At 58.0% G+C, this 25,947-nt stretch carries 35 protein-coding genes; 34 read left to right on the top strand and 1 reads right to left on the bottom strand.

Annotated elements, in window-relative coordinates:
- The first annotated feature begins 10 nt into the window (after positions 1-10).
- The 28 genes from rplD (at position 11) to bfr (ending at position 14,914) form a co-directional block, all read left to right on the top strand.
- On the top strand, positions 11-613 hold the full coding sequence (gene rplD, locus BV82_RS24190) for a 50S ribosomal protein L4 (protein WP_010220305.1): 603 nt from the start codon (positions 11-13) through the stop codon (positions 611-613).
- The gene (gene rplW, locus BV82_RS24185) at positions 610-909 is read left to right on the top strand and encodes a 50S ribosomal protein L23 (protein ID WP_010220306.1); all 300 of its coding nucleotides are present in this window, start codon (positions 610-612) and stop codon (positions 907-909) included. The genes rplD and rplW overlap by 4 nt, the downstream gene beginning before the upstream one ends.
- 14 nt (positions 910-923) lie before the next feature.
- Positions 924-1,748: a 50S ribosomal protein L2 gene (gene rplB / locus BV82_RS24180; protein WP_010220307.1), complete on the top strand. Its 825-nt coding sequence runs from the start codon at positions 924-926 to the stop codon at positions 1,746-1,748.
- A gap of 16 nt (positions 1,749-1,764) precedes the next feature.
- Positions 1,765-2,040, top strand: coding sequence for a 30S ribosomal protein S19 (gene rpsS / locus BV82_RS24175; RefSeq protein ID WP_002555486.1), 276 nt, complete (start codon positions 1,765-1,767; stop codon positions 2,038-2,040).
- Between the two features lie 11 nt (positions 2,041-2,051).
- Positions 2,052-2,384, top strand: a complete 333-nt coding sequence (rplV, locus tag BV82_RS24170; RefSeq protein ID WP_003103908.1) for a 50S ribosomal protein L22 — start codon at positions 2,052-2,054, stop codon at positions 2,382-2,384.
- A gap of 13 nt (positions 2,385-2,397) precedes the next feature.
- Positions 2,398-3,084 carry a 30S ribosomal protein S3 gene (gene rpsC, locus BV82_RS24165; protein ID WP_010220308.1) on the top strand — a complete coding sequence of 229 codons (687 nt, stop codon included), beginning with the start codon at positions 2,398-2,400 and terminating at the stop codon, positions 3,082-3,084.
- A gap of 12 nt (positions 3,085-3,096) precedes the next feature.
- On the top strand, positions 3,097-3,510 hold the full coding sequence (gene rplP, locus BV82_RS24160) for a 50S ribosomal protein L16 (RefSeq protein ID WP_003255479.1): 414 nt from the start codon (positions 3,097-3,099) through the stop codon (positions 3,508-3,510).
- Positions 3,510-3,701 carry a 50S ribosomal protein L29 gene (rpmC, locus tag BV82_RS24155; RefSeq protein ID WP_002555481.1) on the top strand — a complete coding sequence of 64 codons (192 nt, stop codon included), beginning with the start codon at positions 3,510-3,512 and terminating at the stop codon, positions 3,699-3,701. Before rplP ends, rpmC begins: the two co-directional genes overlap by 1 nt.
- 2 nt (positions 3,702-3,703) lie before the next feature.
- A complete protein-coding gene (gene rpsQ, locus BV82_RS24150; protein WP_008374160.1) occupies positions 3,704-3,970 on the top strand; it encodes a 30S ribosomal protein S17 in 267 nt (88 codons plus the stop codon).
- Positions 3,971-3,993: 23 nt separating this feature from the next.
- Entirely contained in the window at positions 3,994-4,362 is a 369-nt protein-coding gene (gene rplN / locus BV82_RS24145; protein WP_002555479.1) for a 50S ribosomal protein L14, read from the top strand.
- 11 nt (positions 4,363-4,373) lie between these two features.
- Positions 4,374-4,688, top strand: coding sequence for a 50S ribosomal protein L24 (rplX, locus tag BV82_RS24140; RefSeq protein WP_009397501.1), 315 nt, complete (start codon positions 4,374-4,376; stop codon positions 4,686-4,688).
- Between the two features lie 20 nt (positions 4,689-4,708).
- On the top strand, positions 4,709-5,248 hold the full coding sequence (rplE, locus tag BV82_RS24135; protein WP_010220311.1) for a 50S ribosomal protein L5: 540 nt from the start codon (positions 4,709-4,711) through the stop codon (positions 5,246-5,248).
- A 13-nt stretch (positions 5,249-5,261) separates the two neighbouring features.
- Complete coding sequence (rpsN, locus tag BV82_RS24130) at positions 5,262-5,567, top strand: 30S ribosomal protein S14 (RefSeq protein ID WP_010220312.1); 306 nt, start codon at positions 5,262-5,264, stop codon at positions 5,565-5,567.
- Between the two features lie 209 nt (positions 5,568-5,776).
- Entirely contained in the window at positions 5,777-6,169 is a 393-nt protein-coding gene (rpsH, locus tag BV82_RS24125) for a 30S ribosomal protein S8 (protein WP_010220313.1), read from the top strand.
- 12 nt (positions 6,170-6,181) lie between these two features.
- The gene (rplF, locus tag BV82_RS24120) at positions 6,182-6,715 is read left to right on the top strand and encodes a 50S ribosomal protein L6 (RefSeq protein WP_010220314.1); all 534 of its coding nucleotides are present in this window, start codon (positions 6,182-6,184) and stop codon (positions 6,713-6,715) included.
- A 10-nt stretch (positions 6,716-6,725) separates the two neighbouring features.
- Positions 6,726-7,076 (top strand): 50S ribosomal protein L18, encoded by a 351-nt coding sequence (gene rplR, locus BV82_RS24115; RefSeq protein WP_009397496.1) that lies wholly within the window; start codon positions 6,726-6,728, stop codon positions 7,074-7,076.
- A gap of 3 nt (positions 7,077-7,079) precedes the next feature.
- Positions 7,080-7,580: a 30S ribosomal protein S5 gene (gene rpsE, locus BV82_RS24110; protein ID WP_010220316.1), complete on the top strand. Its 501-nt coding sequence runs from the start codon at positions 7,080-7,082 to the stop codon at positions 7,578-7,580.
- 2 nt (positions 7,581-7,582) lie between these two features.
- Positions 7,583-7,759 carry a 50S ribosomal protein L30 gene (gene rpmD, locus BV82_RS24105; protein ID WP_010220317.1) on the top strand — a complete coding sequence of 59 codons (177 nt, stop codon included), beginning with the start codon at positions 7,583-7,585 and terminating at the stop codon, positions 7,757-7,759.
- Positions 7,760-7,762: 3 nt separating this feature from the next.
- Positions 7,763-8,197, top strand: coding sequence for a 50S ribosomal protein L15 (gene rplO, locus BV82_RS24100; protein ID WP_010220318.1), 435 nt, complete (start codon positions 7,763-7,765; stop codon positions 8,195-8,197).
- Positions 8,198-9,529, top strand: coding sequence for a preprotein translocase subunit SecY (gene secY / locus BV82_RS24095; protein WP_010220319.1), 1,332 nt, complete (start codon positions 8,198-8,200; stop codon positions 9,527-9,529).
- A 28-nt stretch (positions 9,530-9,557) separates the two neighbouring features.
- Positions 9,558-9,674, top strand: a complete 117-nt coding sequence (gene rpmJ / locus BV82_RS24090) for a 50S ribosomal protein L36 (RefSeq protein WP_002555468.1) — start codon at positions 9,558-9,560, stop codon at positions 9,672-9,674.
- Between the two features lie 131 nt (positions 9,675-9,805).
- Complete coding sequence (gene rpsM / locus BV82_RS24085; RefSeq protein WP_010220320.1) at positions 9,806-10,162, top strand: 30S ribosomal protein S13; 357 nt, start codon at positions 9,806-9,808, stop codon at positions 10,160-10,162.
- 30 nt (positions 10,163-10,192) lie between these two features.
- Positions 10,193-10,582: a 30S ribosomal protein S11 gene (rpsK, locus tag BV82_RS24080; protein WP_002555466.1), complete on the top strand. Its 390-nt coding sequence runs from the start codon at positions 10,193-10,195 to the stop codon at positions 10,580-10,582.
- 15 nt (positions 10,583-10,597) lie between these two features.
- Positions 10,598-11,218: a 30S ribosomal protein S4 gene (gene rpsD / locus BV82_RS24075; RefSeq protein WP_010220321.1), complete on the top strand. Its 621-nt coding sequence runs from the start codon at positions 10,598-10,600 to the stop codon at positions 11,216-11,218.
- A 22-nt stretch (positions 11,219-11,240) separates the two neighbouring features.
- Positions 11,241-12,242, top strand: a complete 1,002-nt coding sequence (locus tag BV82_RS24070; RefSeq protein ID WP_003186012.1) for a DNA-directed RNA polymerase subunit alpha — start codon at positions 11,241-11,243, stop codon at positions 12,240-12,242.
- Positions 12,243-12,285: 43 nt separating this feature from the next.
- A complete protein-coding gene (gene rplQ, locus BV82_RS24065) occupies positions 12,286-12,672 on the top strand; it encodes a 50S ribosomal protein L17 (RefSeq protein WP_002555463.1) in 387 nt (128 codons plus the stop codon).
- A gap of 173 nt (positions 12,673-12,845) precedes the next feature.
- Entirely contained in the window at positions 12,846-14,294 is a 1,449-nt protein-coding gene (locus BV82_RS24060) for a catalase (RefSeq protein WP_010220322.1), read from the top strand.
- Between the two features lie 155 nt (positions 14,295-14,449).
- Positions 14,450-14,914 carry a bacterioferritin gene (gene bfr, locus BV82_RS24055; RefSeq protein ID WP_010220323.1) on the top strand — a complete coding sequence of 155 codons (465 nt, stop codon included), beginning with the start codon at positions 14,450-14,452 and terminating at the stop codon, positions 14,912-14,914.
- A gap of 62 nt (positions 14,915-14,976) precedes the next feature.
- Here the strand turns inward: bfr and uvrA are convergent, their stop codons facing one another.
- Positions 14,977-17,811 (bottom strand): excinuclease ABC subunit UvrA, encoded by a 2,835-nt coding sequence (uvrA, locus tag BV82_RS24050; protein ID WP_010220324.1) that lies wholly within the window; start codon positions 17,809-17,811, stop codon positions 14,977-14,979.
- A gap of 129 nt (positions 17,812-17,940) precedes the next feature.
- On the opposite strand from uvrA, the gene BV82_RS24045 reads away from it, so the two are divergent.
- The 6 genes from BV82_RS24045 to BV82_RS24020 all read left to right on the top strand — a co-directional run bounded on the left by BV82_RS24045 (position 17,941) and on the right by BV82_RS24020 (position 25,942).
- Positions 17,941-19,335 carry an MFS transporter gene (locus tag BV82_RS24045; RefSeq protein WP_010220325.1) on the top strand — a complete coding sequence of 465 codons (1,395 nt, stop codon included), beginning with the start codon at positions 17,941-17,943 and terminating at the stop codon, positions 19,333-19,335.
- A 9-nt stretch (positions 19,336-19,344) separates the two neighbouring features.
- Positions 19,345-19,857 carry a single-stranded DNA-binding protein gene (locus tag BV82_RS24040; RefSeq protein ID WP_010220326.1) on the top strand — a complete coding sequence of 171 codons (513 nt, stop codon included), beginning with the start codon at positions 19,345-19,347 and terminating at the stop codon, positions 19,855-19,857.
- Positions 19,858-20,126: 269 nt separating this feature from the next.
- Positions 20,127-21,917, top strand: a complete 1,791-nt coding sequence (locus BV82_RS24035) for a type I secretion system permease/ATPase (RefSeq protein ID WP_026001144.1) — start codon at positions 20,127-20,129, stop codon at positions 21,915-21,917.
- Positions 21,898-23,211, top strand: a complete 1,314-nt coding sequence (locus BV82_RS24030; protein ID WP_036995096.1) for an HlyD family type I secretion periplasmic adaptor subunit — start codon at positions 21,898-21,900, stop codon at positions 23,209-23,211. Before BV82_RS24035 ends, BV82_RS24030 begins: the two co-directional genes overlap by 20 nt.
- Positions 23,208-24,602, top strand: a complete 1,395-nt coding sequence (locus BV82_RS24025; protein WP_249684281.1) for a TolC family outer membrane protein — start codon at positions 23,208-23,210, stop codon at positions 24,600-24,602. The genes BV82_RS24030 and BV82_RS24025 overlap by 4 nt, the downstream gene beginning before the upstream one ends.
- Positions 24,603-25,225: 623 nt before the next feature.
- Positions 25,226-25,942 (top strand): response regulator transcription factor, encoded by a 717-nt coding sequence (locus BV82_RS24020; RefSeq protein ID WP_036995098.1) that lies wholly within the window; start codon positions 25,226-25,228, stop codon positions 25,940-25,942.
- Positions 25,943-25,947 lie beyond the last annotated feature (5 nt).

Here is a 25,947-nt window from a genome sequence, read left to right as displayed (position 1 = left end):
GGAAGCTGACATGCAACTAAATGTAAATGACGCTCAAGCGATCGAAGTTTCCGAACTGACTTTCGGCGGCGAATTCAACGAGACGCTGGTACACCAAGCAGTCGTGGCCTATATGGCCGGCGGCCGTCAAGGCACCAAGCAGCAGAAAACCCGTTCCGACGTTGCTGGTGGCGGTAAGCGCCCATGGCGTCAGAAAGGCACTGGCCGTGCTCGTGCCGGTACTATCCGTAGCCCAATCTGGCGTGGCGGTGGTACCACTTTCGCAGCTCGTCCTCAGGATCACTCGCAGAAGCTCAACAAGAAGATGTACCGCGCAGCAATGCGTTCCATCCTCGCTGAGCTGGTGCGTACCGACCGTCTGGTCGTGGTTCAGGACTTCGCTGTTGAAGCACCGAAAACCAAAGACCTGCTGAACAAGCTGAACGGCATGGGTCTGAGCGACGTACTGATCGTTTCGGACGCTGTTGATCAGAACCTGTACCTGGCTGCTCGTAACCTGCCGCACGTCGACGTACGTGACGTCCAGGGTTCCGATCCGGTCAGTCTGATCGCATACGACAAAGTGTTGATCACTGTGTCGGCCGTGAAGAAATTCGAGGAGCTGCTGGGATGAACCAGGAACGCGTATTTAAAGTCCTCCTTGGCCCGCATGTTTCCGAGAAGGCTACCGTTCTGGCTGAGAAAAAAGGCCAGTTCGTATTCAAGGTTGCTACTGACGCAACCAAGCTGGAAATCAAGAAAGCTGTCGAAGGCCTGTTCGGCGTAAAAGTCGAAAACGTGTCGACTGTAAACGTTCTGGGTAAAACCAAGCGTACCGCACGTGGTCTGGGCAAGCGCAATGACTGGAAGAAAGCGATCGTTTCGCTTCAGCCAGGCCAAGATCTCGATTTCAGCAGCAGTGCTGAGTAAGGAAGGGGTGCATCATGGCAATCGTTAAATGCAAACCGACTTCCCCTGGCCGCCGTTTCGTGGTCAAGGTGGTCAACAAGGAGCTGCATAAAGGCGCTCCTCACGCACCGCTGCTCGAGAAGAAATCGAAGTCTGGTGGTCGTAACAACAATGGCCGCATCACTACTCGTCACGTAGGTGGTGGTCATAAGCAGCATTACCGTATGGTCGATTTCCGTCGCAACGACAAAGATGGCATCGTCGCCACTGTCGAGCGTATCGAATACGATCCAAACCGTACTGCTCACATCGCACTGCTGTGCTACGCAGACGGCGAGCGCCGCTACATCATCGCCCCTAAAGGCGTTGTTGCTGGCGACCAGCTGATCGCAGGCGCTCTGGCTCCAATCAAGCCAGGCAACTCCCTGCAACTGCGCAACATCCCAGTGGGTAGCACCATTCACGGCATCGAACTGAAGCCGGGCAAAGGTGCACAGATCGCTCGTTCCGCTGGTGCTTCGGCTCAGCTGATCGCTCGCGAAGGTGTCTATGTGACCCTGCGTCTGCGCTCTGGTGAAATGCGTAAAGTCCTGGCTGAATGCCGTGCGACCCTGGGTGAAGTCTCGAACTCCGAGCACAGCCTGCGTTCGCTGGGTAAAGCTGGTGCCAAACGCTGGCGTGGCGTTCGCCCAACCGTTCGTGGTGTTGCCATGAACCCGGTTGACCACCCACATGGTGGTGGTGAAGGTCGTACCTCCGGTGGTCGTCATCCGGTATCGCCATGGGGCTTCCCGACTAAGGGCGCGAAGACTCGTGGTAATAAGCGTACCGACAACATGATCGTCCGTCGTCGCAAGTAAATAGAGGGATACGACAGTGCCACGTTCTCTGAAAAAAGGTCCTTTTATCGATCTTCACCTACTGAAGAAGATCGAAGTGGCGGCGGAAAAGAACGATCGCAAACCAGTTAAGACCTGGTCGCGCCGTTCCATGATCCTGCCACAAATGGTCGGTCTGACCATCGCGGTACACAACGGTCGCCAACACGTCCCCGTTCTCGTGAACGAAGACATGGTCGGCCATAAACTGGGCGAGTTTGCCGGTACCCGCACTTATCGTGGGCACGTGGCTGACAAGAAAGCCAAGCGTTAAGGGGTAAGGAAATGGAAGTAGCCGCTAAGTTGTCGGGCGCTCGAATCTCCGCCCAGAAAGCCCGCTTGGTCGCCGACCAGATCCGCGGGAAGAAGGTGGGCGAAGCGCTCAACCTGTTGGCTTTCAGCAGCAAGAAAGCTGCTGAAATCATGAAGAAAGTCCTCGAGTCGGCCGTAGCCAACGCCGAGCATAACGAAGGCGCAGACGTTGATGACCTGAAGGTCTCCACCGTTTTCGTCAACGAAGGGCGTTCGCTGAAGCGCATCATGCCGCGTGCCAAAGGCCGCGCTGATCGCATCGTCAAGCGGTCTTGCCATATCACTGTCAAGGTTGCGGACAAGTAACGGAGTCGATCAGATGGGTCAGAAAGTACATCCCACTGGCATTCGCCTGGGAATCGTCAAGGAGCACACCTCCGTCTGGTACGCAGACGGTCGGACTTATGCGGACTATTTGCTCGCAGATCTGAATGTGCGTGAGTACCTCCAAGACAAACTAAAAAGCGCGTCCGTTAGCCGTATCGATATCCATCGTCCGGCCCAAACTGCACGCATCACCATCCACACCGCTCGTCCAGGTATCGTTATCGGGAAGAAAGGTGAAGATGTTGAGAAACTGCGTCAGGACCTGACCAAGCAAATGGGTGTGCCTGTGCACATCAACATCGAAGAGATCCGCAAGCCGGAACTCGACGGTATGCTGGTAGCTCAGAGCGTAGCTCAGCAGCTGGAGCGTCGTGTGATGTTCCGTCGCGCCATGAAGCGCGCCGTACAGAACGCCATGCGCATTGGTGCCAAAGGCATCAAGATCCAAGTGAGCGGTCGTCTCGGCGGTGCTGAAATCGCACGTACTGAATGGTATCGCGAAGGTCGTGTGCCACTGCACACCCTGCGTGCCGATATCGACTATGCCACCTACGAAGCTCACACCACTTACGGTGTGATCGGTGTGAAGGTTTGGATTTTCAAAGGCGAAGTAATTGGTGGTCGCCAAGAAGAACTGAAACCACAAGCACCAGCGCCTCGTAAAAAAGCTGCTAAGTAAGGGGTACGCCAAATGTTGCAACCAAAGCGTACAAAATTCCGCAAGCAGATGACTGGCCACAACCGTGGTCTGGCACTGCGCGGTAGCAAAGTCAGCTTCGGCGAATTTGCTCTGAAAGCTGTTGCTCGCGGTCGTCTCACCGCCCGCCAGATTGAGTCGGCACGTCGTGCTCTGACCCGTCACGTAAAACGTGGCGGTAAAATCTGGATCCGTGTGTTCCCGGACAAGCCAATCTCCAAGAAGCCTCTCGAAGTGCGGATGGGTAAAGGTAAAGGTTCCGTGGAATACTGGGTTGCCCAGATCCAGCCAGGCAAAGTCCTGTACGAGATCGAGGGTGTTTCTGAAGAGCTGGCGCGTGAGGCTTTCGCCCTGGCGGCTGCAAAGCTGCCTCTCGCCACCTCCTTTGTTAAGCGGACGGTGATGTGATGAAAGCGAATGAACTTCGTGAAAAATCAGCACAGCAGCTGAACGAGCAACTGCTCGGCTTGCTGCGCGACCAGTTCAATCTGCGTATGCAGAAAGCAACTGGCCAGTTGGGGCAGTCGCACCTGCTCTCGCAAGTTAAGCGTGACATCGCTCGCGTGAAAACTGTGCTCAACCAGCAGGCAGGTAAGTGATCATGGCTGAAGCTGAAAAAACCGTCCGTACGCTGACTGGCCGTGTCGTCAGCGACAAGATGGACAAAACCATCACCGTACTGATCGAGCGTCGCGTAAAGCACCCGATCTACGGTAAATACGTTAAGCGTTCGACTAAGCTGCACGCGCACGACGAAACCAACCAGTGCCATATCGGCGACAAGGTCTCCATCCGCGAGACCCGTCCGCTGGCCAAGACCAAGTCCTGGGCACTGGTTGAAGTTCTCGAACGCGCTGTTGAAGTCTAAGGGCTAAGGGTCGGAGAAATTTTATGATTCAGACTCAATCCATGCTCGATGTGGCCGATAACAGCGGCGCTCGTCGCGTCATGTGCATCAAGGTTCTCGGCGGTTCGCACCGCCGTTACGCCGGCATCGGTGACATCATCAAGGTAACCGTCAAGGAAGCAATTCCTCGCGGTAAAGTGAAGAAAGGCCAAGTGATGACTGCTGTTGTAGTCCGCACTCGCCACGGTGTCCGTCGTGCTGACGGCTCCATCATCCGCTTTGATGGCAATGCTGCTGTTCTGCTGAACAACAAGCAAGAGCCGATCGGCACCCGTATCTTTGGGCCAGTGACCCGTGAACTTCGTACTGAGAAGTTCATGAAGATCGTCTCGCTCGCCCCAGAAGTGCTGTAAGGAGATCCGACATGCAAAAGATTCGTCGTGACGACGAGATCATCGTGATCGCCGGCAAAGACAAAGGTAAGCGCGGTAAGGTGCTCAAGGTTCTCGCTGACGACCGTCTGGTCGTTGGTGGGATCAACCTGGTGAAGCGTCATACCAAGCCTAACCCGATGTCGGGCGTACAGGGCGGTATCGTCGAGAAAGAAGCGCCACTGCACGCTTCCAACGTCGCCATTTTCAACGGCGAAACCAACAAGGCTGACCGCGTTGGTTTCAAAGTAGAAGACGGCAAAAAAATTCGTGTCTTCAAGTCGACCCAAAAAGCGGTTGATGCTTGAACACTGCTAGGTAGAAGACCATGGCACGACTGAAAGAGATTTACCGGAACGAGATTGCTCCCAAGCTTAAGGAAGAACTTAAGCTGGCGAACGTGATGGAAGTTCCGCGCGTTACCAAGATCACCCTGAACATGGGTCTGGGCGAAGCTGTCGGCGACAAAAAAGTCATCGAGCACGCTGTTGCTGACCTGGAGAAGATCACCGGTCAGAAAGCCGTTGTGACTTTCGCTCGGAAATCCATCGCGGGCTTCAAAGTCCGTGAGGGCTGGCCGATCGGCGTTAAAGTTACTCTGCGCCGTGATCGTATGTACGAATTCCTGGACCGCCTGCTGGCGATCTCCCTGCCTCGGGTTCGCGACTTCCGCGGCCTGAATGCCAAGTCCTTCGATGGTCGTGGTAACTACAGCATGGGCGTGAAAGAGCAGATCATCTTCCCGGAAATCGACTACGACAAGATCGATGCTCTGCGCGGTCTGGACATTACCCTGACCACCACTGCCAAGAACGATGACGAAGGCCGCGCTCTGATGCGTGCTTTCAAATTCCCGTTCCGCAACTGATTGGAGTAGGAAAATGGCCAAGAAGAGCATGAAAAACCGTGAGCTGAAGCGTCAGCTCACTGTTGCCAAGTACGCCAAGAAGCGTGCCGAGCTGAAAGCGACCATCGTTAACCTGGAAGCAACTCCAGAAGAGCGTTTTGCCGCTGTCGTAGCTCTGCAGAAGCAACCACGTGACGCCAGCGCCTCGCGCCTGCGTAACCGTTGCCGCATCACCGGTCGTCCACACGGCGTTTACCGCAAGTTCGGCCTCGGCCGTAACAAGCTGCGTGAAGCAGCAATGCGCGGTGACGTTCCAGGTCTGGTTAAAGCCAGCTGGTAAGACGTACCGGCAGCGTCCAGGTGGCGGGGGAGCAATCTTCCGACCACCGGTGACCTTGCAACGAAACAAGCCCCTTCTGGGGCTTGTTTCGTTTCTGGGAACTGTCTAGAATGACCGGCTCTCCTGAGCCCGGGTTTTTATGCCCGGCGATTTCAGGGGTCTGTAGTAGCCGAGAGGCTAATTTTTCTTGTATCAGGAGCGTCTAGCCCATGAGTATGCAGGACCCGTTAGCGGACATGCTAACTCGCATCCGTAATGCCCAGATGGCTGAAAAGTCCGTCGTAAGCATGCCTTCGTCGACTCTGAAGGTTGCGGTAGCCAAAGTTCTGAAAGATGAAGGTTACATCGCTGGCTATCAAGTCAGCAGCGAAGTAAAACCATCGCTTTCCATCGAGCTGAAATACTTCGAAGGCCGTCCGGTCATCGAGGAAGTCAAGCGCGTAAGTCGTCCAGGCCTGCGTCAGTACAAGTCCGTCGAAGAACTGCCGAAAGTACGTGGCGGTCTGGGCGTGTCTATCGTCTCCACCAACAAAGGTGTGATGACTGATCGTGCTGCGCGCGCTGCCGGTGTCGGCGGCGAAGTTCTCTGCACAGTGTTCTAAGGGGGGATAAGCATGTCTCGCGTCGCTAAGAACCCCGTTAAGCTGCCAGCCGGTGTCGAAGTCAAATTCGTCGGCCAACAGCTTTCGGTGAAGGGTGCCAAGGGCACTCTCGAACTGAACGTTCACTCGTCGGTTGAAATTGTTGAAGAAGCTGGTGAGCTGCGTTTCGCTGCTCGCAATGGCGATCAACAAACTCGCGCTATGGCCGGTACTACCCGCGCCCTGGTGAACAACATGGTCCAGGGCGTAAGCCAAGGCTTCGAGCGCAAGCTCCAGCTGGTCGGTGTTGGTTACAAAGCACAAGCCAAAGGCACCGTGCTGAACCTGGCACTCGGCTTCTCGCATCCAGTGGATTACGAACTGCCGGCCGGTATCACCGCAGAGACCCCAAGCCAGACCGATATCCTGATCAAGGGTATCGACAAGCAGCTGGTAGGTCAGGTGGCCGCTGAAATCCGCGACTTCCGTCCACCAGAGCCGTACAAAGGCAAGGGTGTGCGTTACGCGGACGAAGTCGTCCGTCGTAAAGAAGCCAAGAAGAAGTAGGGCCTAGCAAATGACCGACAAAAAAGTTACTCGACTGCGTCGCGCTCGCAAAGCACGCCTGAAAATGCACGAACTCGAAGTCGTGCGTCTCTGCGTGTTCCGCTCCTCGCAGCACATCTACGCCCAGGTCATTTCGGCCGACGGCAGCAAGGTTCTGGCCAGTGCCTCGACCTTGGACAAAGAACTGCGTGATGGTGCCACCGGCAACATCGACGCGGCCACTAAGGTTGGCAAGCTGGTAGCTGAGCGCGCGAAAGCCGCCGGTGTATCTCAAGTTGCCTTTGACCGTTCCGGCTTCAAGTACCATGGCCGCGTCAAAGCGCTGGCTGATGCTGCTCGTGAAGGCGGGCTGGAGTTCTAAGTTATGGCAAATAACGATCAAAAGCGCGACGAAGGCTACATCGAGAAGCTGGTTCAAGTTAACCGCGTTGCTAAAACCGTCAAAGGCGGCCGTATCTTCACTTTCACCGCGTTGACCGTGGTAGGTGATGGTAAAGGTCGTGTTGGCTTCGGCCGTGGCAAGTCGCGCGAAGTACCTGCTGCGATCCAGAAAGCCATGGAAGCTGCTCGTCGCAACATGATTCAGGTAGACCTGAACGGCACTACTCTGCAGTACGCCACCAAGTCCGCCCATGGCGCGTCGAAGGTGTACATGCAGCCTGCCTCGGAAGGTACCGGTATCATCGCCGGTGGCGCAATGCGTGCCGTCCTGGAAGTTGCTGGCGTTCAGAACGTCCTGGCCAAGTGCTACGGCTCGACCAACCCAGTGAACGTGGTTCATGCCACTTTCAAGGGTCTGAAAGCTATGCAATCTCCTGAGTCCATTGCTGCCAAGCGCGGCAAGAGCGTTGAGGAGATCCGCTGATCATGGCTACCGTTAAAGTAACGCTGATCAAAAGCACCGCCGGCCGTCTCCCTAACCACAAACTGTGTGTTAAGGGTCTGGGTCTGCGCCGCATCGGTCACACTGTAGAAGTCCTGGATACTCCCGAGAATCGCGGGATGATCAACAAGGCTTACTACATGCTGCGCGTCGAGGGTTAATCGATGAAACTCAATGATCTGAGTCCAGCGCCGGGTTCCCGTCGCGAGAAGCATCGTCCGGGCCGTGGTATCGGTAGCGGTTTGGGTAAGACTGGTGGCCGTGGCCACAAAGGTCAAACCTCCCGTTCCGGTGGCACCATTGCTCCAGGCTTTGAAGGCGGTCAACAGCCGCTGCACCGTCGTCTGCCGAAGTTCGGCTTCGTTTCCCTGAAAGCCATGGACCGCGCAGAAGTGCGTCTGTCCGAGCTGGCCAAAGTGGAAGGCGACGTTGTCACCGTGCAATCCCTGAAGGATGCCAACGTGATTAACCAAAACGTACAGCGTGTGAAAATCATGCTGTCCGGCGAAGTTACTCGCGCGGTCACCATCAAGGGTATCGCAGCCACCAAAGGTGCGCGTGCGGCTATCGAAGCAGCTGGCGGCAAGTTCGAGGAATAAATGGCTAAGCAAGGTGCTCTCTCTTCGCTCGGCAAAGGCGGGATGTCTGAACTCTGGGCTCGTCTGCGTTTTCTGTTCCTGGCGATCATCGTCTACCGGATAGGCGCACACATCCCAGTTCCAGGTATCAACCCGGACCGGCTGGCGGAACTGTTTCGACAGAATGAGGGGACCATTCTTAGCTTGTTCAACATGTTTTCCGGCGGCGCGCTGGAACGGATGAGCATCTTTGCACTGGGGATCATGCCGTACATTTCGGCATCGATCATCATGCAGCTGATGACCGCCGTCAGCCCGCAGCTGGAGCAGTTGAAGAAGGAAGGTGAAGCTGGCCGTCGCAAGATCAGCCAGTACACCCGCTACGGCACCGTTATCCTGGCGCTGGTCCAGGCCATTGGCATGTCCATTGGCCTGGCCGGTCAGGGCGTGGCGTTTTCTGCTGACTTTGGCTTCCATTTCGTTGCGGTGTCCACGTTCGTGGCCGGCGCGATGTTCATGATGTGGCTGGGCGAGCAGATCACCGAGCGCGGTGTAGGCAACGGTATCTCGATGTTGATTTTCGCAGGTATCGTCGCCGGTCTTCCGAGAGCAATCGGGCAGTCTTTCGAGTCTGCACGCACAGGCGATATCAACATTTTCGCCCTGGTCGCAATCGGTTTGCTGGCAGTAGCGATTATCGGTTTCGTGGTGTTCATTGAGCGTGGTCAGCGTCGTATCGCCGTTCACTACGCCAAGCGTCAGCAGGGCCGCAAGGTCTTCGCTGCGCAGACCAGCCACTTGCCGTTGAAAGTGAACATGGCGGGTGTAATCCCTGCCATTTTCGCGAGCAGCATCTTGCTGTTCCCGGCTTCGCTGGGTGCCTGGTTCGGTCAGTCCGAAGGTATGGGCTGGTTGCAGGACATCTCGCAGTCGATCGCTCCTGGTCAGCCGTTGAATATTCTGCTGTTTAGTGCAGGGATTATTTTCTTCTGCTTCTTCTATACGGCGTTGATGTTCAATCCGAAAGACGTAGCGGAAAACCTGAAGAAGTCCGGTGCCTTTATTCCGGGTATCCGTCCGGGCGAGCAGTCGGCGCGCTACATTGATGGCGTTCTGACCCGCTTGACCATGTTCGGTGCTCTTTATATGACGGCCGTGTGTCTGCTTCCCCAGTTCCTGGTGGTCGCGGCAAACGTTCCGTTCTACCTTGGCGGGACCTCGTTGCTGATTGTGGTAGTGGTTGTGATGGACTTCATGTCCCAAGTACAATCGCACCTCGTTTCGCACCAGTACGAATCCCTGATGAAGAAAGCCAACCTGAAAGGCTACGGTGGCAGCGGTCTGCTGCGCTGATTGACCCTTAAGGTTCGAGGAGTTGGTGATGAAAGTTCGTGCATCGGTGAAAAAGCTGTGCCGTAACTGCAAAATTATTCGCCGCGAAGGTGTCGTTCGAGTAATTTGCAGTGCGGAACCACGTCACAAGCAGCGCCAAGGCTGAGTGTGATCTGAGCTTCAAACCCAGCAGCTAGTGCGCTGCTGGGTTGATTATTTGTTTCTACAGCGATATTATCTCGCGCCCTATTTCTTGGCTTCCGGGGCGTAGGTAGCTGTCAATTGGAGTCCCACTGAATGGCCCGTATTGCAGGCGTCAACATTCCAGATAACAAGCACACTGTTATCTCGCTGACCTACATCTATGGTGTTGGTCGCACTACTGCACAGAAAATCTGTGCAGAGACTGGGGTCAACCCAGCCGCTAAGATCAAGGATCTGAGCGACGAGCAGGTTGAATCGCTGCGTACTGAAGTCGCGAAGTACATCACCGAAGGTGATCTGCGCCGTGACATCAACATGAAAATCAAGCGGTTGATGGACCTGGGTTGCTACCGCGGCCTGCGTCATCGTCGGGGTCTGCCAGTACGCGGTCAGCGTACCAAGACCAACGCGCGTACCCGTAAGGGCCCGCGTAAGCCGATCCGCAAGTAATCGCACCAGCGAATCGACAGGAATTTAGAAATGGCAAAACCTGCTGCTCGTCCTCGTAAAAAAGTCAAAAAGACAGTGGTTGATGGCATCGCCCACATCCATGCGTCTTTTAACAACACCATCGTGACCATCACCGATCGTCAAGGTAACGCTCTGTCTTGGGCTACCTCCGGCGGTTCGGGTTTCCGCGGTTCCCGCAAGTCCACCCCGTTCGCTGCTCAGGTAGCTGCTGAACGTGCTGGTCAAGCTGCGCTGGAATATGGTCTGAAGAACCTCGACGTCAACGTCAAGGGTCCAGGTCCAGGTCGTGAGTCCGCTGTTCGTGCTCTGAACGGCTGTGGCTATAAGATCGCCAGCATCACCGACGTGACGCCAATCCCGCATAACGGGTGCCGTCCGCCGAAGAAGCGCCGCGTGTAATCAGGAGACAGATAAATGGCACGTTACATTGGTCCAAAATGCAAACTGTCTCGTCGTGAAGGCACTGATCTGTTCCTGAAGAGCGGCGTTCGCGCTCTGGAATCGAAGTGCAACATCGAAGCAGCCCCAGGTATCCACGGTCAGCGCCGCGGTCGTCAGTCCGACTACGGCACCCAGCTGCGTGAGAAACAAAAAGTTCGTCGTATCTACGGCGTTCTCGAGCGTCAATTCAGCGGTTACTACAAGCAAGCGGCCTCCAAGAAGGGCGCTACTGGTGAGAACCTGCTGCAACTGCTCGAGTGCCGTCTGGATAACGTCGTTTATCGTATGGGCTTTGGCGCTACTCGTGCCGAATCCCGTCAGCTGGTTTCGCACAAAGCGATCAGCGTAAACGGCAAGACTGTAAACGTTCCGTCCTACCAAGTTCGTCCGGGTGACGTGGTCGCGGTTCGCGAGAAGTCGCTGAACCAGCTGCGCATTGTTCAAGCCCTTGAACTGTGCGCCCAGCGTGGCCGCGTTGAGTGGGTAGATGTGGATGCTGCTAAGAAGTCGGGCGTTTTCAAGAACGTTCCTGCTCGCAGCGACCTGTCCGCCGACATCAACGAAAGCCTGATTGTCGAGCTCTACTCCAAGTAAGGGCTAGAAAATAGGTGCATCCATGCAGATTTCGGTAAATGAGTTCCTGACGCCCCGCCACATCGATGTGCAGGTCGTCAGTCCAACCCGCGCTAAAATCACGCTCGAGCCTCTCGAGCGTGGCTTTGGCCATACCCTGGGCAACGCGCTGCGCCGCATCCTGTTGTCCTCCATGCCTGGCTGTGCAGTAGTCGAGGCCGAGATTGACGGTGTACTCCATGAGTACTCGGCAATCGAAGGTGTACAGGAAGACGTCATTGAAATCCTGTTGAACCTGAAAGGCCTGGCTATCAAACTGCACGGTCGTGACGAAGTTACGCTGACCTTGTCGAAGAAGGGTTCGGGGGTGGTTACCGCTGCCGATATTCAGCTGGATCATGATGTCGAGATCGTTAACCCCGATCACGTAATCGCTAACCTGGCGTCCAACGGCGCCTTGAACATGAAGCTCACCGTAGCTCGTGGTCGTGGTTATGAGCCGGCCGATTCGCGTCAGAGCGATGAAGACGAAAGCCGCAGCATTGGTCGCTTGCAGCTCGACTCTTCGTTCAGCCCGGTTCGCCGTATCGCCTACGTGGTGGAAAACGCCCGTGTCGAGCAGCGTACCAACCTGGACAAGCTGGTAATTGATCTGGAAACCAACGGTACCCTGGATCCTGAAGAGGCCATCCGTCGTGCTGCAACCATCCTGCAACAGCAGCTGGCTGCGTTCGTCGACCTCAAAGGTGACAGTGAACCAGTGGTAGTCGAACAGGAAGACGAGATCGATCCGATCCTGCTTCGTCCGGTTGACGATCTGGAATTGACCGTACGTTCGGCCAACTGCCTTAAGGCGGAGAACATTTACTACATCGGCGACCTGATTCAGCGTACCGAAGTAGAACTGTTGAAGACTCCGAACCTGGGCAAGAAATCCTTGACTGAAATCAAGGACGTTCTGGCCTCCCGTGGTCTGTCCCTCGGCATGCGCCTCGACAACTGGCCGCCTGCAAGTCTTAAGAAGGACGACAAGGCGACTGCCTGATCGTCGTAATCACCGAACGTAGTGTTTGGTAAGGAATGAACCCATGCGTCATCGTAAAAGTGGACGTCACCTGAGCCGTACCAGCTCTCACCGTAAGGCCATGTTCCAAAACATGGCGGTGTCGCTGTTCGAGCACGAGCTGATCAAAACTACTCTGCCAAAAGCCAAGGAACTGCGCCGCGTTGCCGAGCCGCTGATCACCCTGGCCAAGGAAGACAGCGTTGCTAACCGTCGTCTGGCTTTCGACCGTACCCGTTCGAAAGAAATCGTCGGTAAGCTGTTCAACGATCTGGGCAAGCGCTATGCCACCCGTCAGGGCGGCTACCTGCGTATCCTCAAGTGCGGCTTCCGCGCTGGCGATAACGCACCTATGGCGTACGTCGAGCTGGTTGATCGTCCTGTCGGTGGCTCGGTAGAAGCTGCTGAGTAAGGCGAACAGTCTGTAACAAGAAACCGGGCCTAGTGCCCGGTTTTTTGTGTCCATATGTATTGTAATAATCTATTGATGTGAGTCAGTTAATGAATTTGTTGCTGTCATAGTTGTGGTCAATACTCATCCCACGCCGATTAGCCGGCCGTTCAAGACCGATAGGGAGAGAGAGCATGAGCCAGAACAAAATACTGACCACCGCCAGCGGCGCGCCGGTGGCCGACAACCAGAATTCGCGTTCGGCAGGCCCGCGTGGCCCGTTGTTGCTGGACGACTTCCACCTGATCGAAAAGCTCGCGCACTTCAACCGCGAGAACATCCCTGAGCGCCGCGTACACGCCAAAGGCTCGGGTGCCTATGGCACCTTCACCGTCACCCGCGATATCACCCAGTACAGCTGCGCCAAGCTGTTCAGCAACGTTGGCAAGCAGACCGAGACCTTCTTGCGTTTCTCCACGGTCGGTGGCGAGCGTGGTTCGGCCGATACCGAGCGTGACCCACGTGGTTTCGCCCTGAAGTTCTACACCGAGGAAGGCAACTGGGACATCGTTGGCAACAACACTCCGGTGTTTTTCATCCGTGATCCGCTGAAGTTTCCCGACTTTATCCACACCCAGAAGCGCCTGCCGCAAAGCAACCTGAAGAGCGCGCAGATGATGTGGGACTTCTGGTCGCATTCGCCCGAAGCATTGCACCAGGTCACCATCCTGTTCTCCGACCGCGGGATTCCGGACGGCTACCGGCACATGCACGGTTTCGGCAGTCACACCTATAGCCTGATCAATGCCCAGGGCCAGCGTACCTGGGTCAAATGGCACTTCAAGACCAAGCAGGGCATCAAGAACCTGGCACCTGCCGAGGCCGCGCGCCTGGCCGGCACCGACCCGGACTACGCCCAGCGCGACCTGTTCGAAGCCATTGAGCGCGGCGATTTCCCGAAATGGGCCGTGTGCATCCAGGTGATGAGCGAAGAAGAAGCGGCCAGCCGCGACGAGAACCCGTTTGACGTGACCAAGACCTGGTCGCAGAAGGACTACCCGCTGATCGAGATTGGCGAGCTGGAACTCAACCGCAACCCACTGAACTACTTTGCCGAAGTCGAGCAGGCCGCGTTCGGCCCGAGCAACATGGTGCCGGGGGTTGGCCTGTCGCCAGACCGCATGCTCCAGGGGCGCGTATTCGCCTACGCAGATGCGCATCGCTACCGTGTCGGTACCAACCACCAGCAACTGCCGGTCAACGCCCCGCGCAGCCCGGTGAACAGCTACCAGCGTGATGGTTCGATGGCGTTTGGCAGCAACGGCGGTGCGGCACCGAACTACGAGCCGAACAGCTACGCCAATGCGCCGAAGCAGGCGCCTCAGTACGCTGAGCCGCCACTGGCCCTGAACGGTGTCGCCGATCGTTACGATCACCGCGAAGACACCGACTACTACAGTCACGCCGGCGCGTTGTTCCGCCTGATGAATCCCGAGCAGAAGGCCCTGCTGATCAGCAACATCGCCGGCGCCATGGCCGGGGTGTCTGAAGACGTGGTTCAGCGTCAGTTGCAACACTTCTTCAAGGCCGATCCGGCCTATGGCGAAGGGATTGCCAAGGCGTTGGGCCTGAATCTCGCCTAAGTCGAAGTGATAAGAAGAACCGCCCTCAATTGGGCGGTTTTTCAATGAATATCACTACCGTTTACCCACTTTTTTGCACTTTTATGCCCGATTCTCAGTGACCTTCCGGTCATCCTGGTTCAAACTATACCTTTCACACAGGGAGAGGCAGGGCGATGCAAGGTCACCCGGACGTAATCGATTATCTCAACACGTTGCTGACGGGCGAACTGGCGGCACGTGACCAATATTTCATCCACTCGCGGATGTACGAAGATTGGGGCCTGAGCAAGCTCTACGAGCGCATCAACCACGAAATGGAAGAAGAAGCGCAACACGCCGACGCCCTGATCCGTCGTATCCTCATGCTGGAAGGCACCCCGCGCATGCGTCCTGACGACCTGGACGTCGGCAGCACTGTGCCGGACATGATCGCCGCCGACCTGCGCCTGGAATACAAGGTGCGCGCTGCGCTGTGCAAAGGCATCGAACTGTGCGAACTGCACAAGGACTACATCAGCCGCGACATCCTGCGCGTGCAGCTGGCCGATACCGAAGAAGATCACACCTACTGGCTGGAAAAGCAGCAGGGCCTGATCAAGTCGATCGGCCTGGAAAACTACCTGCAATCGCAGATGTAATTTTCCCGAACAAAAAAAAGCCCCGCCAGTGCGGGGCTTTTTCTTTTGCTAGCGCGCCTACATCAGGCGCGGTCACGTTCCAGCAGCGGCTTGAGGTAGTAGCCGGTGTACGACTGCTTCATCTCGGCCACGTCTTCCGGCGTACCAAAGCCGATGATCTGCCCGCCCTTGGAGCCACCCTCGGGGCCAAGGTCGACGATCCAGTCGGCGGTCTTGATCACGTCCAGGTTGTGCTCGATCACCACCACAGTGTTGCCATGATCGCGCAGACGGTGCAGTACATCGAGCAACTGCTGGATGTCGGCGAAGTGCAGGCCGGTGGTCGGCTCGTCGAGGATGTACAGGGTCTTGCCGGTATCGCGCTTGGACAGCTCGCGTGACAGCTTGACCCGCTGCGCCTCGCCACCGGACAGGGTGGTCGCCGACTGCCCGAGCTTGATGTACGACAGGCCGACATCCATCAGCGTCTGCAGCTTGCGCGCCAGCGCCGGAACCGCGTCGAAGAACTCGCGCGCTTCCTCGATGGTCATTTCCAGGACCTCGTGGATGTTCTTGCCCTTGTACTTGATTTCCAGGGTTTCGCGGTTGTAGCGCTTGCTTTTGCACACATCGCAAGGCACGTAGATATCCGGCAGGAAGTGCATTTCGACCTTGATCAGGCCATCACCCTGGCACGCCTCGCAGCGCCCGCCCTTGACGTTGAACGAGAAGCGCCCCGGGCCGTAACCACGCGAGCGCGATTCCGGTACGCCTGAGAACAGTTCGCGGATCGGCGTGAACAAACCGGTGTAGGTCGCCGGGTTCGAGCGCGGGGTACGGCCGATCGGGCTCTGGTCGATGTCGACCACCTTGTCCAGGTGCTGCAGGCCGTCGCAGCTGTCGTGCGGCGCCGCTTCCAGGGTGCTGGCACCGTTGAGCGCGGTGGCGCTGAGCGGGAACAGGGTGTTATTGATCAACGTCGACTTGCCCGAACCGGACACGCCAGTCACGCAAGTCAGCAGGCCGATCGGAATTTCCAGGTCGACGTTCTGCAGGTTGTTGCCGCGCGCGCCTTTGAGCTTGAGCGAGAGCTTCTTGTTACGCGCAGTACGCTTGGCCGGTACGGCAATCTTGACCCGCCCCGACAGGTATTTGCCGGTCAGCGAATCAGGATGGGCCATCACCTCGGCGGGGGTACCTTCGGCGACGATCTGGCCGCCATGCACGCCAGCACCCGGGCCGATGTCCACCACGTAGTCGGCCAGTCGAATGGCGTCCTCGTCGTGCTCGACCACGATCACCGTGTTGCCGATGTCGCGCAGGTGATTGAGGGTGCCGAGCAGCCGGTCGTTGTCGCGCTGGTGCAGGCCGATGGATGGCTCGTCGAGGATGTACATCACCCCCACCAACCCGGCGCCGATCTGGCTGGCCAGGCGGATACGCTGGGCTTCACCGCCCGAGAGGGTGTCGGCGCTGCGGTCGAGGGTCAGGTAGTCGAGGCCGACGTTGACCAGGAACTGCAGGCGCTCGCAGATTTCCTTGAGAATCTTGTCGGCAATTTCGCCACGTCGGCCGGTCAGCTTCAGGCCGCCGAAATAGCCGCTGGCATCGCCGATCGGCAGGCAGGTGACGGCCGGCAGCGTCTTCTCGCCGACCCACACGTGCCGTGCTTCACGACGCAGGCGGGTGCCGCGGCAATCCGGGCAGGGTTGAGTGCTGAGGAACTTGGCCAGCTCCTCACGCACGGTTGCCGATTCGGTCTCGCGGTAGCGGCGCTCCAGGTTCGGTACGATGCCTTCGAACGGGTGCGAGCGCTTGACGATGTCGCCTCGGTCATTGAGGTACTTGAAGTCGACGTTCTGTTTACCGCTGCCGTGGAGGATGACCTTCTGCTGCTCCGCCGGCAGTTCGCCGAAGGGGATTTCGAGGCTGAAGTCATAATGCGCGGCCAGCGAGCCGAGCATCTGGAAGTAATAGACGTTGCGCCGGTCCCAGCCGCGAATCGCGCCTTCGGCCAGGGTCAGCTCGCCATTGACCAGGCGCTTGGTGTCAAAGAACTGCTTGACCCCCAGGCCGTCGCAGGTCGGGCAGGCACCGGCCGGGTTGTTGAAGGAGAACAGCTTGGGCTCCAGCTCGCTGATCGCATGGCCGCAGATCGGGCAGGCGAAGCGGGCGGAGAAGATCATCTCTTCGAACGGCTCGTCATCCATTGATGCGACCAAGGCAATGCCGTCGGCCAGCTTCAGCGCGGTTTCGAAGGATTCGGCCAGGCGCTGCTGCAGGTCCTCGCGAACCTTGAAACGGTCGACCACCACTTCGATGGTGTGCTTTTTCTGCTTGTCCAGCTTCGGCAGCTCATCGAGTTCGAACAGCTTGCCGTTGACCCGTGCACGGACAAAGCCCTGGGCACGCAGTTCTTCGAAGACCGCCAGGTGTTCACCCTTGCGTTCGCGAATCACCGGCGCCAGCAGCATCAGTTTGCTGCCTTCGGGTTGGGCCAGCACCAGGTCGACCATCTGGCTGACGGTCTGCGCTTCCAGCGGGATGTCGTGATCCGGGCAGCGCGGGGTGCCGACGCGGGCGTAGAGCAGGCGCAGGTAGTCGTAGATCTCGGTGATGGTGCCGACGGTCGAACGCGGGTTGTGCGAGGTCGACTTCTGCTCGATGGAAATTGCCGGTGACAACCCTTCGATGGTGTCGACATCGGGTTTTTCCATCATCGACAGGAACTGCCGGGCATAGGCCGACAGGGATTCGACGTAGCGGCGCTGGCCTTCGGCGTACAGGGTATCGAAGGCCAGGGACGACTTGCCGGAACCGGACAGGCCGGTGATGACGATCAACTTGTCCCGGGGCAGGGTCAGGTCGATGTTCTTCAGGTTGTGGGTTCGTGCCCCACGAATCAGGATCTTGTCCACTGCGGCCTCGCTCGGCGGGCATAAACGGTTGAGTATACGGCTCCATGCCATTACGCGGCAAAGCGTCGCGTATATGCCGTTAAGCGATGGGGCTGGTAGAATCGCCGCCGGTTCACACGAGGTTTATCCATGCACGATCCCCACAGCGAACGCATGAGTGGCAGCGAGACCCGCGCCGCAGGCGGCCTGGCCCTGGTGTTCGCCTTCCGTATGCTGGGCATGTTCATGGTCCTGCCAGTACTGGCGACCTATGGCATGGACCTGGCCGGGGCCACCCCGGCACTGATCGGCCTGGCTATTGGTGCCTACGGCCTGACCCAGGCTTTCCTGCAGATTCCGTTCGGGGTGATCTCCGATCGCATCGGTCGGCGCCCGGTGATCTACTTGGGCCTGGTGATCTTTGCCCTGGGCAGCGTGCTGGCAGCCCAGGCCGACTCGATCTGGGGGGTGATCGCCGGACGTATCCTGCAAGGCGCCGGGGCGATTTCTGCCGCGGTCATGGCCTTGCTCTCTGACTTGACCCGCGAACAGCACCGGACCAAGGCCATGGCCATGATTGGCATGAGCATCGGCCTGTCGTTCGCCGTGGCCATGGTCGTCGGCCCGCTGCTGACCCGCGCCTTCGGTCTGTCGGGGCTGTTCCTGGCCACTGCGGCCATGGCCCTGGTCGGTATCGGCCTGATTGCCTTCGTGGTGCCGGCGTCACACGGTGCGTTGCAGCATCGTGAGTCGGGGGTGGCCAAGCAGGCCCTGGGGCCGACCTTGCGTCACCCGGACCTGCTGCGCCTGGATGTAGGCATCTTCGTCCTGCACGCGATCCTGATGGCCAGCTTCGTCGCCTTGCCCCTGGCCTTTGTCGAACGTGGCGGGCTACCGAAGGAAGAGCACTGGTGGGTGTACCTGACCGCCTTGCTGATTTCATTCTTTGCAATGATCCCGTTCATCATCTACGGCGAAAAAAAGCGCAAGATGAAACGTGTCCTGCTGGGCGCGGTCAGTGTGTTGATGCTCACCGAGCTGTTCTTCTGGCTGTCAGCAGACAACTTGCGCGAACTGGTGATCGGCACCGTGATATTCTTTACTGCCTTCAACCTGCTGGAGGCATCCTTGCCTTCACTGGTAAGCAAGGTGTCGCCCGCCGGCGGCAAGGGGACGGCCATGGGGGTGTATTCCACCAGCCAGTTCCTTGGTGCCGCGCTGGGAGGAATTCTCGGTGGCTGGTTGTTCCAGCACGGTGGCCTGAGCACGGTGTTCCTTGGCTGCGCAGCGTTGTGTGCCCTGTGGTGGGTCGTGGCGCTGAGCATGCGTGAACCGCCGTACGTGACCAGCCTGCGCATGCCGTTATCGGCCGAGGCGGTACGGGAAGCGGGGCTGACCGAGCGGCTGATGGCCGTACCGGGTGTGACCGACGCAGTGGTGGTGGCCGATGAAGCCGCCATCTATATCAAACTTGATACACAAATTTTGGATCGCACGACCCTGGAACGCCTGGTAAACCCGGCTTCCTCCGCGTGCGAAGCCTAGGAGAACGTTATGGCCCGTGGGGTTAACAAAGTCATTCTGGTCGGTACCTGCGGCCAGGATCCCGAAGTCCGCTACCTGCCCAACGGTAACGCCGTGACCAACCTGAGCCTGGCGACCAGCGAGCAGTGGACTGACAAGCAGACCGGCCAGAAGGTCGAGCGTACCGAATGGCACCGCGTTTCGATGTTCGGCAAGGTTGCCGAGATCGCCGGTGAATACCTGCGCAAAGGCTCGCAGGTCTACATCGAGGGCAAGCTGCAGACCCGTGAGTGGGAAAAGGACGGCATCAAGCGTTACACCACCGAAATCATCGTCGACATGCAGGGCACCATGCAGCTGCTCGGCGGCCGTCCACAGAACCAGGACGGCGCCCCGCAAGGCGGCAACAACTACAACCAGGCGCCACGCCAGCAGGCTCCGCGTCCACAGCAGTCCGCGCCACAACAGCGCCCGGCACCTCAGCAGGCCGCACCGCAGCCGGCTCCGGACTTCGACAGCTTCGATGACGACATTCCGTTCTAAGTCGCGCTGGGTGACCAGAGACAATCGGTAAAATGTCTAGCCAAAGCCCCCGTTTAACGGGGGCTTTGGCGTTTTAGGGGGATAGTTTCAGTTGACCCAATTCTGCTAGCGCCATTCGGTGCTCGGCCATCAACAGCATGGCGGCCTGCTTGAAGCTTGGTTCTTCCCGTTCCAGGCGACTTGCCTGAGGCGATCTGGCCAATTGCTCAACGCAGTCGTTCGGCATGATCTAAGCTCCACAAAGGATGGCGTTTCGAGCAGGGGTTTCAATGCGAAGCACACCTGAAAACAGTCTGAAGCACGCGTTGAAAATCTGTAGAGACAGCTTTGTTTCTGTTGGCTTCTTCAGCTTTTTCATTAACGCGTTAATGCTCGTCCCTACCTTCTATATGCTTCAGGTGTATGGGCGAGTGATGTCGAGCGGAAGCCTGACGACCCTGGCAATGCTAACCCTGATCATGACCGGGCTGCTGATCACGCTTGCCTCCCTGGAATGGATCCGTTCGCGGATCATGGTTCGGGTCAGTACCCGGCTGGATGTGTTGTTGAGTCGCCAGGTCTATAAGGCCAGTTTCAAACGGGCTCTGGAAAGTGGCGGCATGGATGCCTCGGCGCAGTCGCTCAACGACTTGACGGGCTTGAGGCAGTTTCTCTCCGGTAACGGGTTGTTCGCCTTTTTCGACGCGCCCTGGCTGCCGATCTATATCGCGGTGATGTTCGCGTTTCACCCCTGGTTTGGCTGGGTAGCGACCGGCAGTGCTCTGTTGTTGTTATTGCTCGCATTTATCAATGAGAAGCTGACCGGGCCGGTACTGGCCCAGGCCAACAAGGAGCATATCGGCGCGACGCTCTACACCACGAAGAACCTGCGCAACGCCGAAGTCATCGAGTCCATGGGCATGCTTGAAACCCTGATGGATCGCTGGGGGCGCCGGCAAAGGAACGTGCTGCTGCTGCAGTCCCTGGCGAGTGATAGAGCAGCGATTGTCAGTACGATTTCCCGGTCTTTCCGGCTCCTGGTGCAATCACTGGTGCTGGGGCTGGGGGCCTACCTGGCGGTGGATCATCAGGTGGGCGCAGGCATGGTGTTTGCCGGGGCCGTACTGCTGGGGCGGGCACTGGCCCCCATCGATCTGATCATCGGTAGCTGGAAGGGCTTTATTGCCGCTCGCTCGCAGTACAGTCGTCTGAACGAGATCCTCGACAAACAACAAGCGCAAGCCGAGCGTCTGTCTTTACCTGCGCCCCAGGGGCACGTGCAGGTCGAGAATCTGATAGTCGCGGCACCTGGCTCGAAAACGCCGATCATCAAGAACATCAGCTTCAGCGTACCTGCCGGTTGCGTGGTGGGAATCATCGGTCCAAGTGCCTCGGGCAAGTCGACCCTGGCCAGAGCTCTGATGGGGGTGTGGGCGCCGCAGCATGGGGTGGTCCGGCTGGATGGCGCAGACATCAGCACCTGGGACAAGCATGAGCTTGGCCCGCATATCGGTTACTTGCCCCAGGATATTGAACTGTTCGAAGGCAGCGTTGGCGAGAACATTGCCCGTTTTGCCGAGGTCGATTCGGCGAAAGTCATTCAAGCTGCCAGGACGGCGGGCGTTCACGAGATGATTTTGCTGCTGCCCGATGGCTACGACACCATCATCGGCAGCGAGGGCGTCATGCTCTCGGGAGGGCAGCGCCAGCGCATCGGACTGGCTCGCGCCCTGTATGGCAACCCGCGACTGATTATTCTCGACGAGCCCAATTCCAACCTTGACGAAGTCGGTGATCGGGCCCTGGCCGCAGCCATCCAGCAGCTCAAGCAGACCGGCGCGACGCTGTTTGTAATTACTCACCGAACCAACATCGTCTCGCAACTTGACCGGCTCATGGTGATGAGAGCTGGGGTTATCACGCTCTATGGGCCACGCGACCATGTGCTGGCCGAACTCAATGCGCAGCAACCGCAGGTACCAAAGCACGCCATGCCAGCACCAGTAGGCGCCAGCATGGCCCCGGTCGAGACTAGCAAGGGCAATGGCAATGAACCCTACGATGCCCAGCCGTCAAATTGAAAGCTTCGCTGACCTGCCCATAGCCGATCGTAAAATCCGCCGCCTGGGCCTTGGCATTGTAGGGGTGACTTTCGGCCTGTTCGGCACCTGGGCGGCGATCGCGCCCCTCGACGGCGCTGCTTACGCGCCGGGGGTGGTCACCGTGCAGGCTTATCGCAAAACGGTCCAGCACCTTGAGGGGGGCATTGTCAAAGAGGTGCTGGCCCATGACGGTGACATCGTCCAGCGTGATGACCCGCTGATCATTCTCGATGATGCCCAGTTGCGCTTCGAGTACGAGATAGCCCGAAGCCAGCTGCTCGCGGCCAGAGCCATGGAGGCCAGGCTCATCGCCGAGCGCGACACGCTACCGGTGATCGGTTTTGGCAAGATCGCCGATCTCGCCAGCCTGCGGGGAGAGGAAGCGCGTCAGGGCGAGACTCAGGTGTTCAACGCTCGGCAGGGCTCGCGGCTGGGCCAGATAGCGGTGTTGCGCGAGCGTATTGGCCAGTTGAATCAACAGATCAAGGGACTGGAGTCGATGATCGGTGCCAAGGTTAGTCTGGAGAAATCCTACAGCAGTGAAATCAATGAATTGACCGACCTGCTGCAGCAGGGGTTCGTTGACAAACAACGTCTGCTCGAGCAGGAGCGCAAGCTGGGGATGCTCAGGTCGGAGGTGGCTGATCACCGTTCCACTATTAACAGGACGCGTCTGCAGATCAATGAAACGCAGCTGCAGATTCTGCAGGTCGACAAAGATTTCAGTGCCGACGTTGTCAAGCAGCTGGCCGAGGTCCAGACCCGGATATACGACCTGCAAGAGAAAACCTCGGCCCTGGAAGACCGGCTCAGCCATATCGTCATCCGCGCACCCGACGCGGGCATGGTGATTGGCATGACAGTGCACACCATTGGTGGTGTGGTGCGGCCGGCAACGCCGTTGCTGGACATCGTTCCATCGGTTTCCGAGCTGGTCATAGAGGCCCAGGTGGCACCGGTGGATATTGATCGCATCGCCATCGGCAAGCGTGCCGATATCCGTTTCGGTGCGTTCAAGAGTTCGACGACGCCGGTGATCGAAGGCGAGGTCAGCAGCGTATCGGCTGACCGGCTGACCAATGAAAAGACCGGGGCTGCCTATTACCTGGCGCGGGTCCGGGTAACCGAGGAGGGCGTGCGCACCCTGGGTGAGCGCAAGTTATTGCCGGGGATGCCGGCGGACGTGTTGATCATCACCGGACAACGCACGCTGTTGCAGTACTTGATGCAGCCGGCCCGCGATGTCATGTCTCAATCGATGATCGAGGAATGACCGTGGGCATGTCGTCAGTGCTTTTTGGGGGGGTGTTCATGCTTGCAGCGGGTGCCGCCCTGGGGCAAACCGCTGCACCAGCATCGACCGGGGTCAGTGCCTCTACGTTCTCTACCGACCTCATGCAGTTGTATCGCGAGGCGCGACTGGAGGACCCGCGGGTATTGGCCTCTTTTGCGCAAGCGCAGGCGGGCAAGGAACATCAACGCGAGGCCATGGGGGCGCTGTTGCCGCAATTATCGCTCAATGCCGGGTCGAACCGAATTCACCAGGAAAACGACCTGATACAGCAGAGTTACGATAGCGAAAGCTACAGCCTGGTGCTGCGTCAGTACCTCTACAACAAGGCCGCCTGGGAGAACTACCAAAAATTCAAAAGCTTGGCCAGGCAGTCCGAGTCGCAAGCACTGGATGCCCAGGCCGAGGCCACTGTGGAATTGGCGCGGCGTTACTTCACCGCGTTGGCGGCCGAGGATGAGCTGGAGTTGGTGAGGGCGGAACGTCGAACCACGCAAAAGAGTCTGGACCGAGTCAATGCGTTGTACGAAAAGCAGCTGGCGTTGGTGACGGACCAGCTCGACCTCAAGGCTCGGGTGGATTTGCTCGCGGCGCAGGAACTGGATGCCCGCAACCAGGCCAGTATCAGTCGCGAGGCACTGGCGGAGATCGTCGGCCGGCCAGTCAAGGAGAAGCTCAACCGGATACGCGATGACGCGCAGCTACGGGTTTCGGCGCAGAGTATGGAGGACTGGGTCCGCGAGGGTATAGCGCAAAACCCGACGCTCAAGGCCAGCGAGAGTGGTGTCGAAGCCGCGGGTGCCGCGTTGCGCAGTGGCAAGGGCGGGCACTATCCGACCGTGAGCCTGAACCTGAGCGCACAAGAAACCAACGAGGGCTACAACAACTCCCAGACGCCGCGTACCGACAGCTATGTTGCTGGCATCGGCGTTCAGGTGCCGCTGTACAGCGGCGGCTCGACCTCGGCGCGGGTCCGTGGGCTCTACCAGGATCAGCTGACCGCCGAGCAGGAGCTGGAAGCGATCCGGCGCCAGGTGGTCAAGGAGATCACCAGCGCTTACCTGACTGCCAATTCGAACGGCGAAAAAATCCACGCCAATCGTCTGGCCCTGGCCTCGGCAAAGCTTTCCAGGGTGGCAGCAGAGAAAGCGTTGACCTACGGGATGGTCAATGCCGTCGATGTTCTGGCCAGTGTACGCAACGAGTTCCGCGCTCGGCGTGACCTGCTCAAGACGCAGTACGAATTCCTCAGTAATGTGTTCACCCTCAATCGCTGGGCGGGAAAACCGCCAGCCGAAAGTGTCGACAGTGTCAATGGCTGGTTGAGTCCCGGCAGCCCCGCCCAGGCAACGGACGTTGAATCCGAGTATTAGCCGAAAGCATGCCTGGTCATTGAAAGCGGATGATCGCCAACCGATTGCCATGATCTACAGCCCTAGCGCCGGAAAACGTCATGTTCATCAGCGGGCAGGTCATGGCTGCGACGACTAAATTCGCGCACCTTTATCCATTCACCCCTGCGGGCTGTCAGGTCAGGTTCATGGAACTCGCAGAAACGGGAGGAGTCGAAAAATTGACGACTGCATTATTGGCGCATGTAATTACACACCATTCGTCTGTTAATTGACGATCTTGCTCGGTATCAGACTGTGCTTACAGGCCGCCTGTAGCGAGCCTAAGACCTTGATTTCCGAGGGCTAGGGCCACTCCTTGAAAGCATCGATCGGGCCCCCCGCATGAGGCTTGAGTCTGCTGCGGGTGGGTGGCGGCGCGTTGGGCTGACCTAGACTCAGTTGAGGGGCTCTAGGGAGCACAGCATCGTGCGTAAGCTATTGATAGTTATTTCTATTTGTGTTGTCTCGATGACGCTTTCCGGCTTTGGGACGCGTCCGCAACCCTTGTCGATGCCACGGCTAGACGTGGCCCCAGGGCCGTTGGCCCTGCTAGGTCAACGGGTGCAGGTCATAGATCGTTTTTCATGGGAGGCAGGAACACCATGCCTAACCACAGAAAGTCGATACGTGTGATGCTGGTCGATTGTCGTCCCCTGGTTCTCATGGGGCTTCATGACTTGATCAATGCCAGGAAGCCGCGGATGGAAGTGAGCGGCGAGGCCACCACCTATACCAATGCGCTGGATCTTGCCGATCAGTTGCATCCCAATGTCATTCTTTTCAGTTTCTTTCTGGACGTGCTGAACCCGCTGGAGGTGGTTGCGGGACTCGCTCGCAACGCTGAAATGAAAGTGCTGGTGCTCAAGGGCCTGTACGAAGCCGTCCCCGTTGTCCAGGCGATAGAGGCGGGCGCACGCGGTATCGTGCTGGCGGAAGACCCGACGGAGTCGATCATCCAGGCCATCATCAAGGTTCACCATTACAACAGTGGGCTGGACAGAGCCTGGGTCGGTGGGCTTTCCGGCTATGCCGCGACCGTGCATACACCTTTGAAATATAGCCTGGAGCGGGCGAAACAGGCGCGTCTGACGCTGCGCGAGAGGGAACTGATTCGCGCCATCGTGGGCGATCCGTCCGCCAAATACGTGAGTATTGCCGGGCGCCTGGGGATCAGTGAGCACACCGTGCACAACCACCTCAGCAACATCTATCAAAAGCTGAATCTGATCAATCGCATCGACTTGCTGATGTACGCGCTGAAGCACGGGCTCAACAACAACGAAGAACCGCCCGAATCCATCCGGGTGGAGCGGGATTGATTTTC

The sequence above is a fragment of the Pseudomonas donghuensis genome, assembly GCF_000696345.2.
GTDB classification, from domain to species: domain Bacteria; phylum Pseudomonadota; class Gammaproteobacteria; order Pseudomonadales; family Pseudomonadaceae; genus Aquipseudomonas; species Aquipseudomonas donghuensis.
Note: the sequence above shows the minus strand (reverse complement) of the source record. Positions and strands in the feature narration are given on the sequence as shown.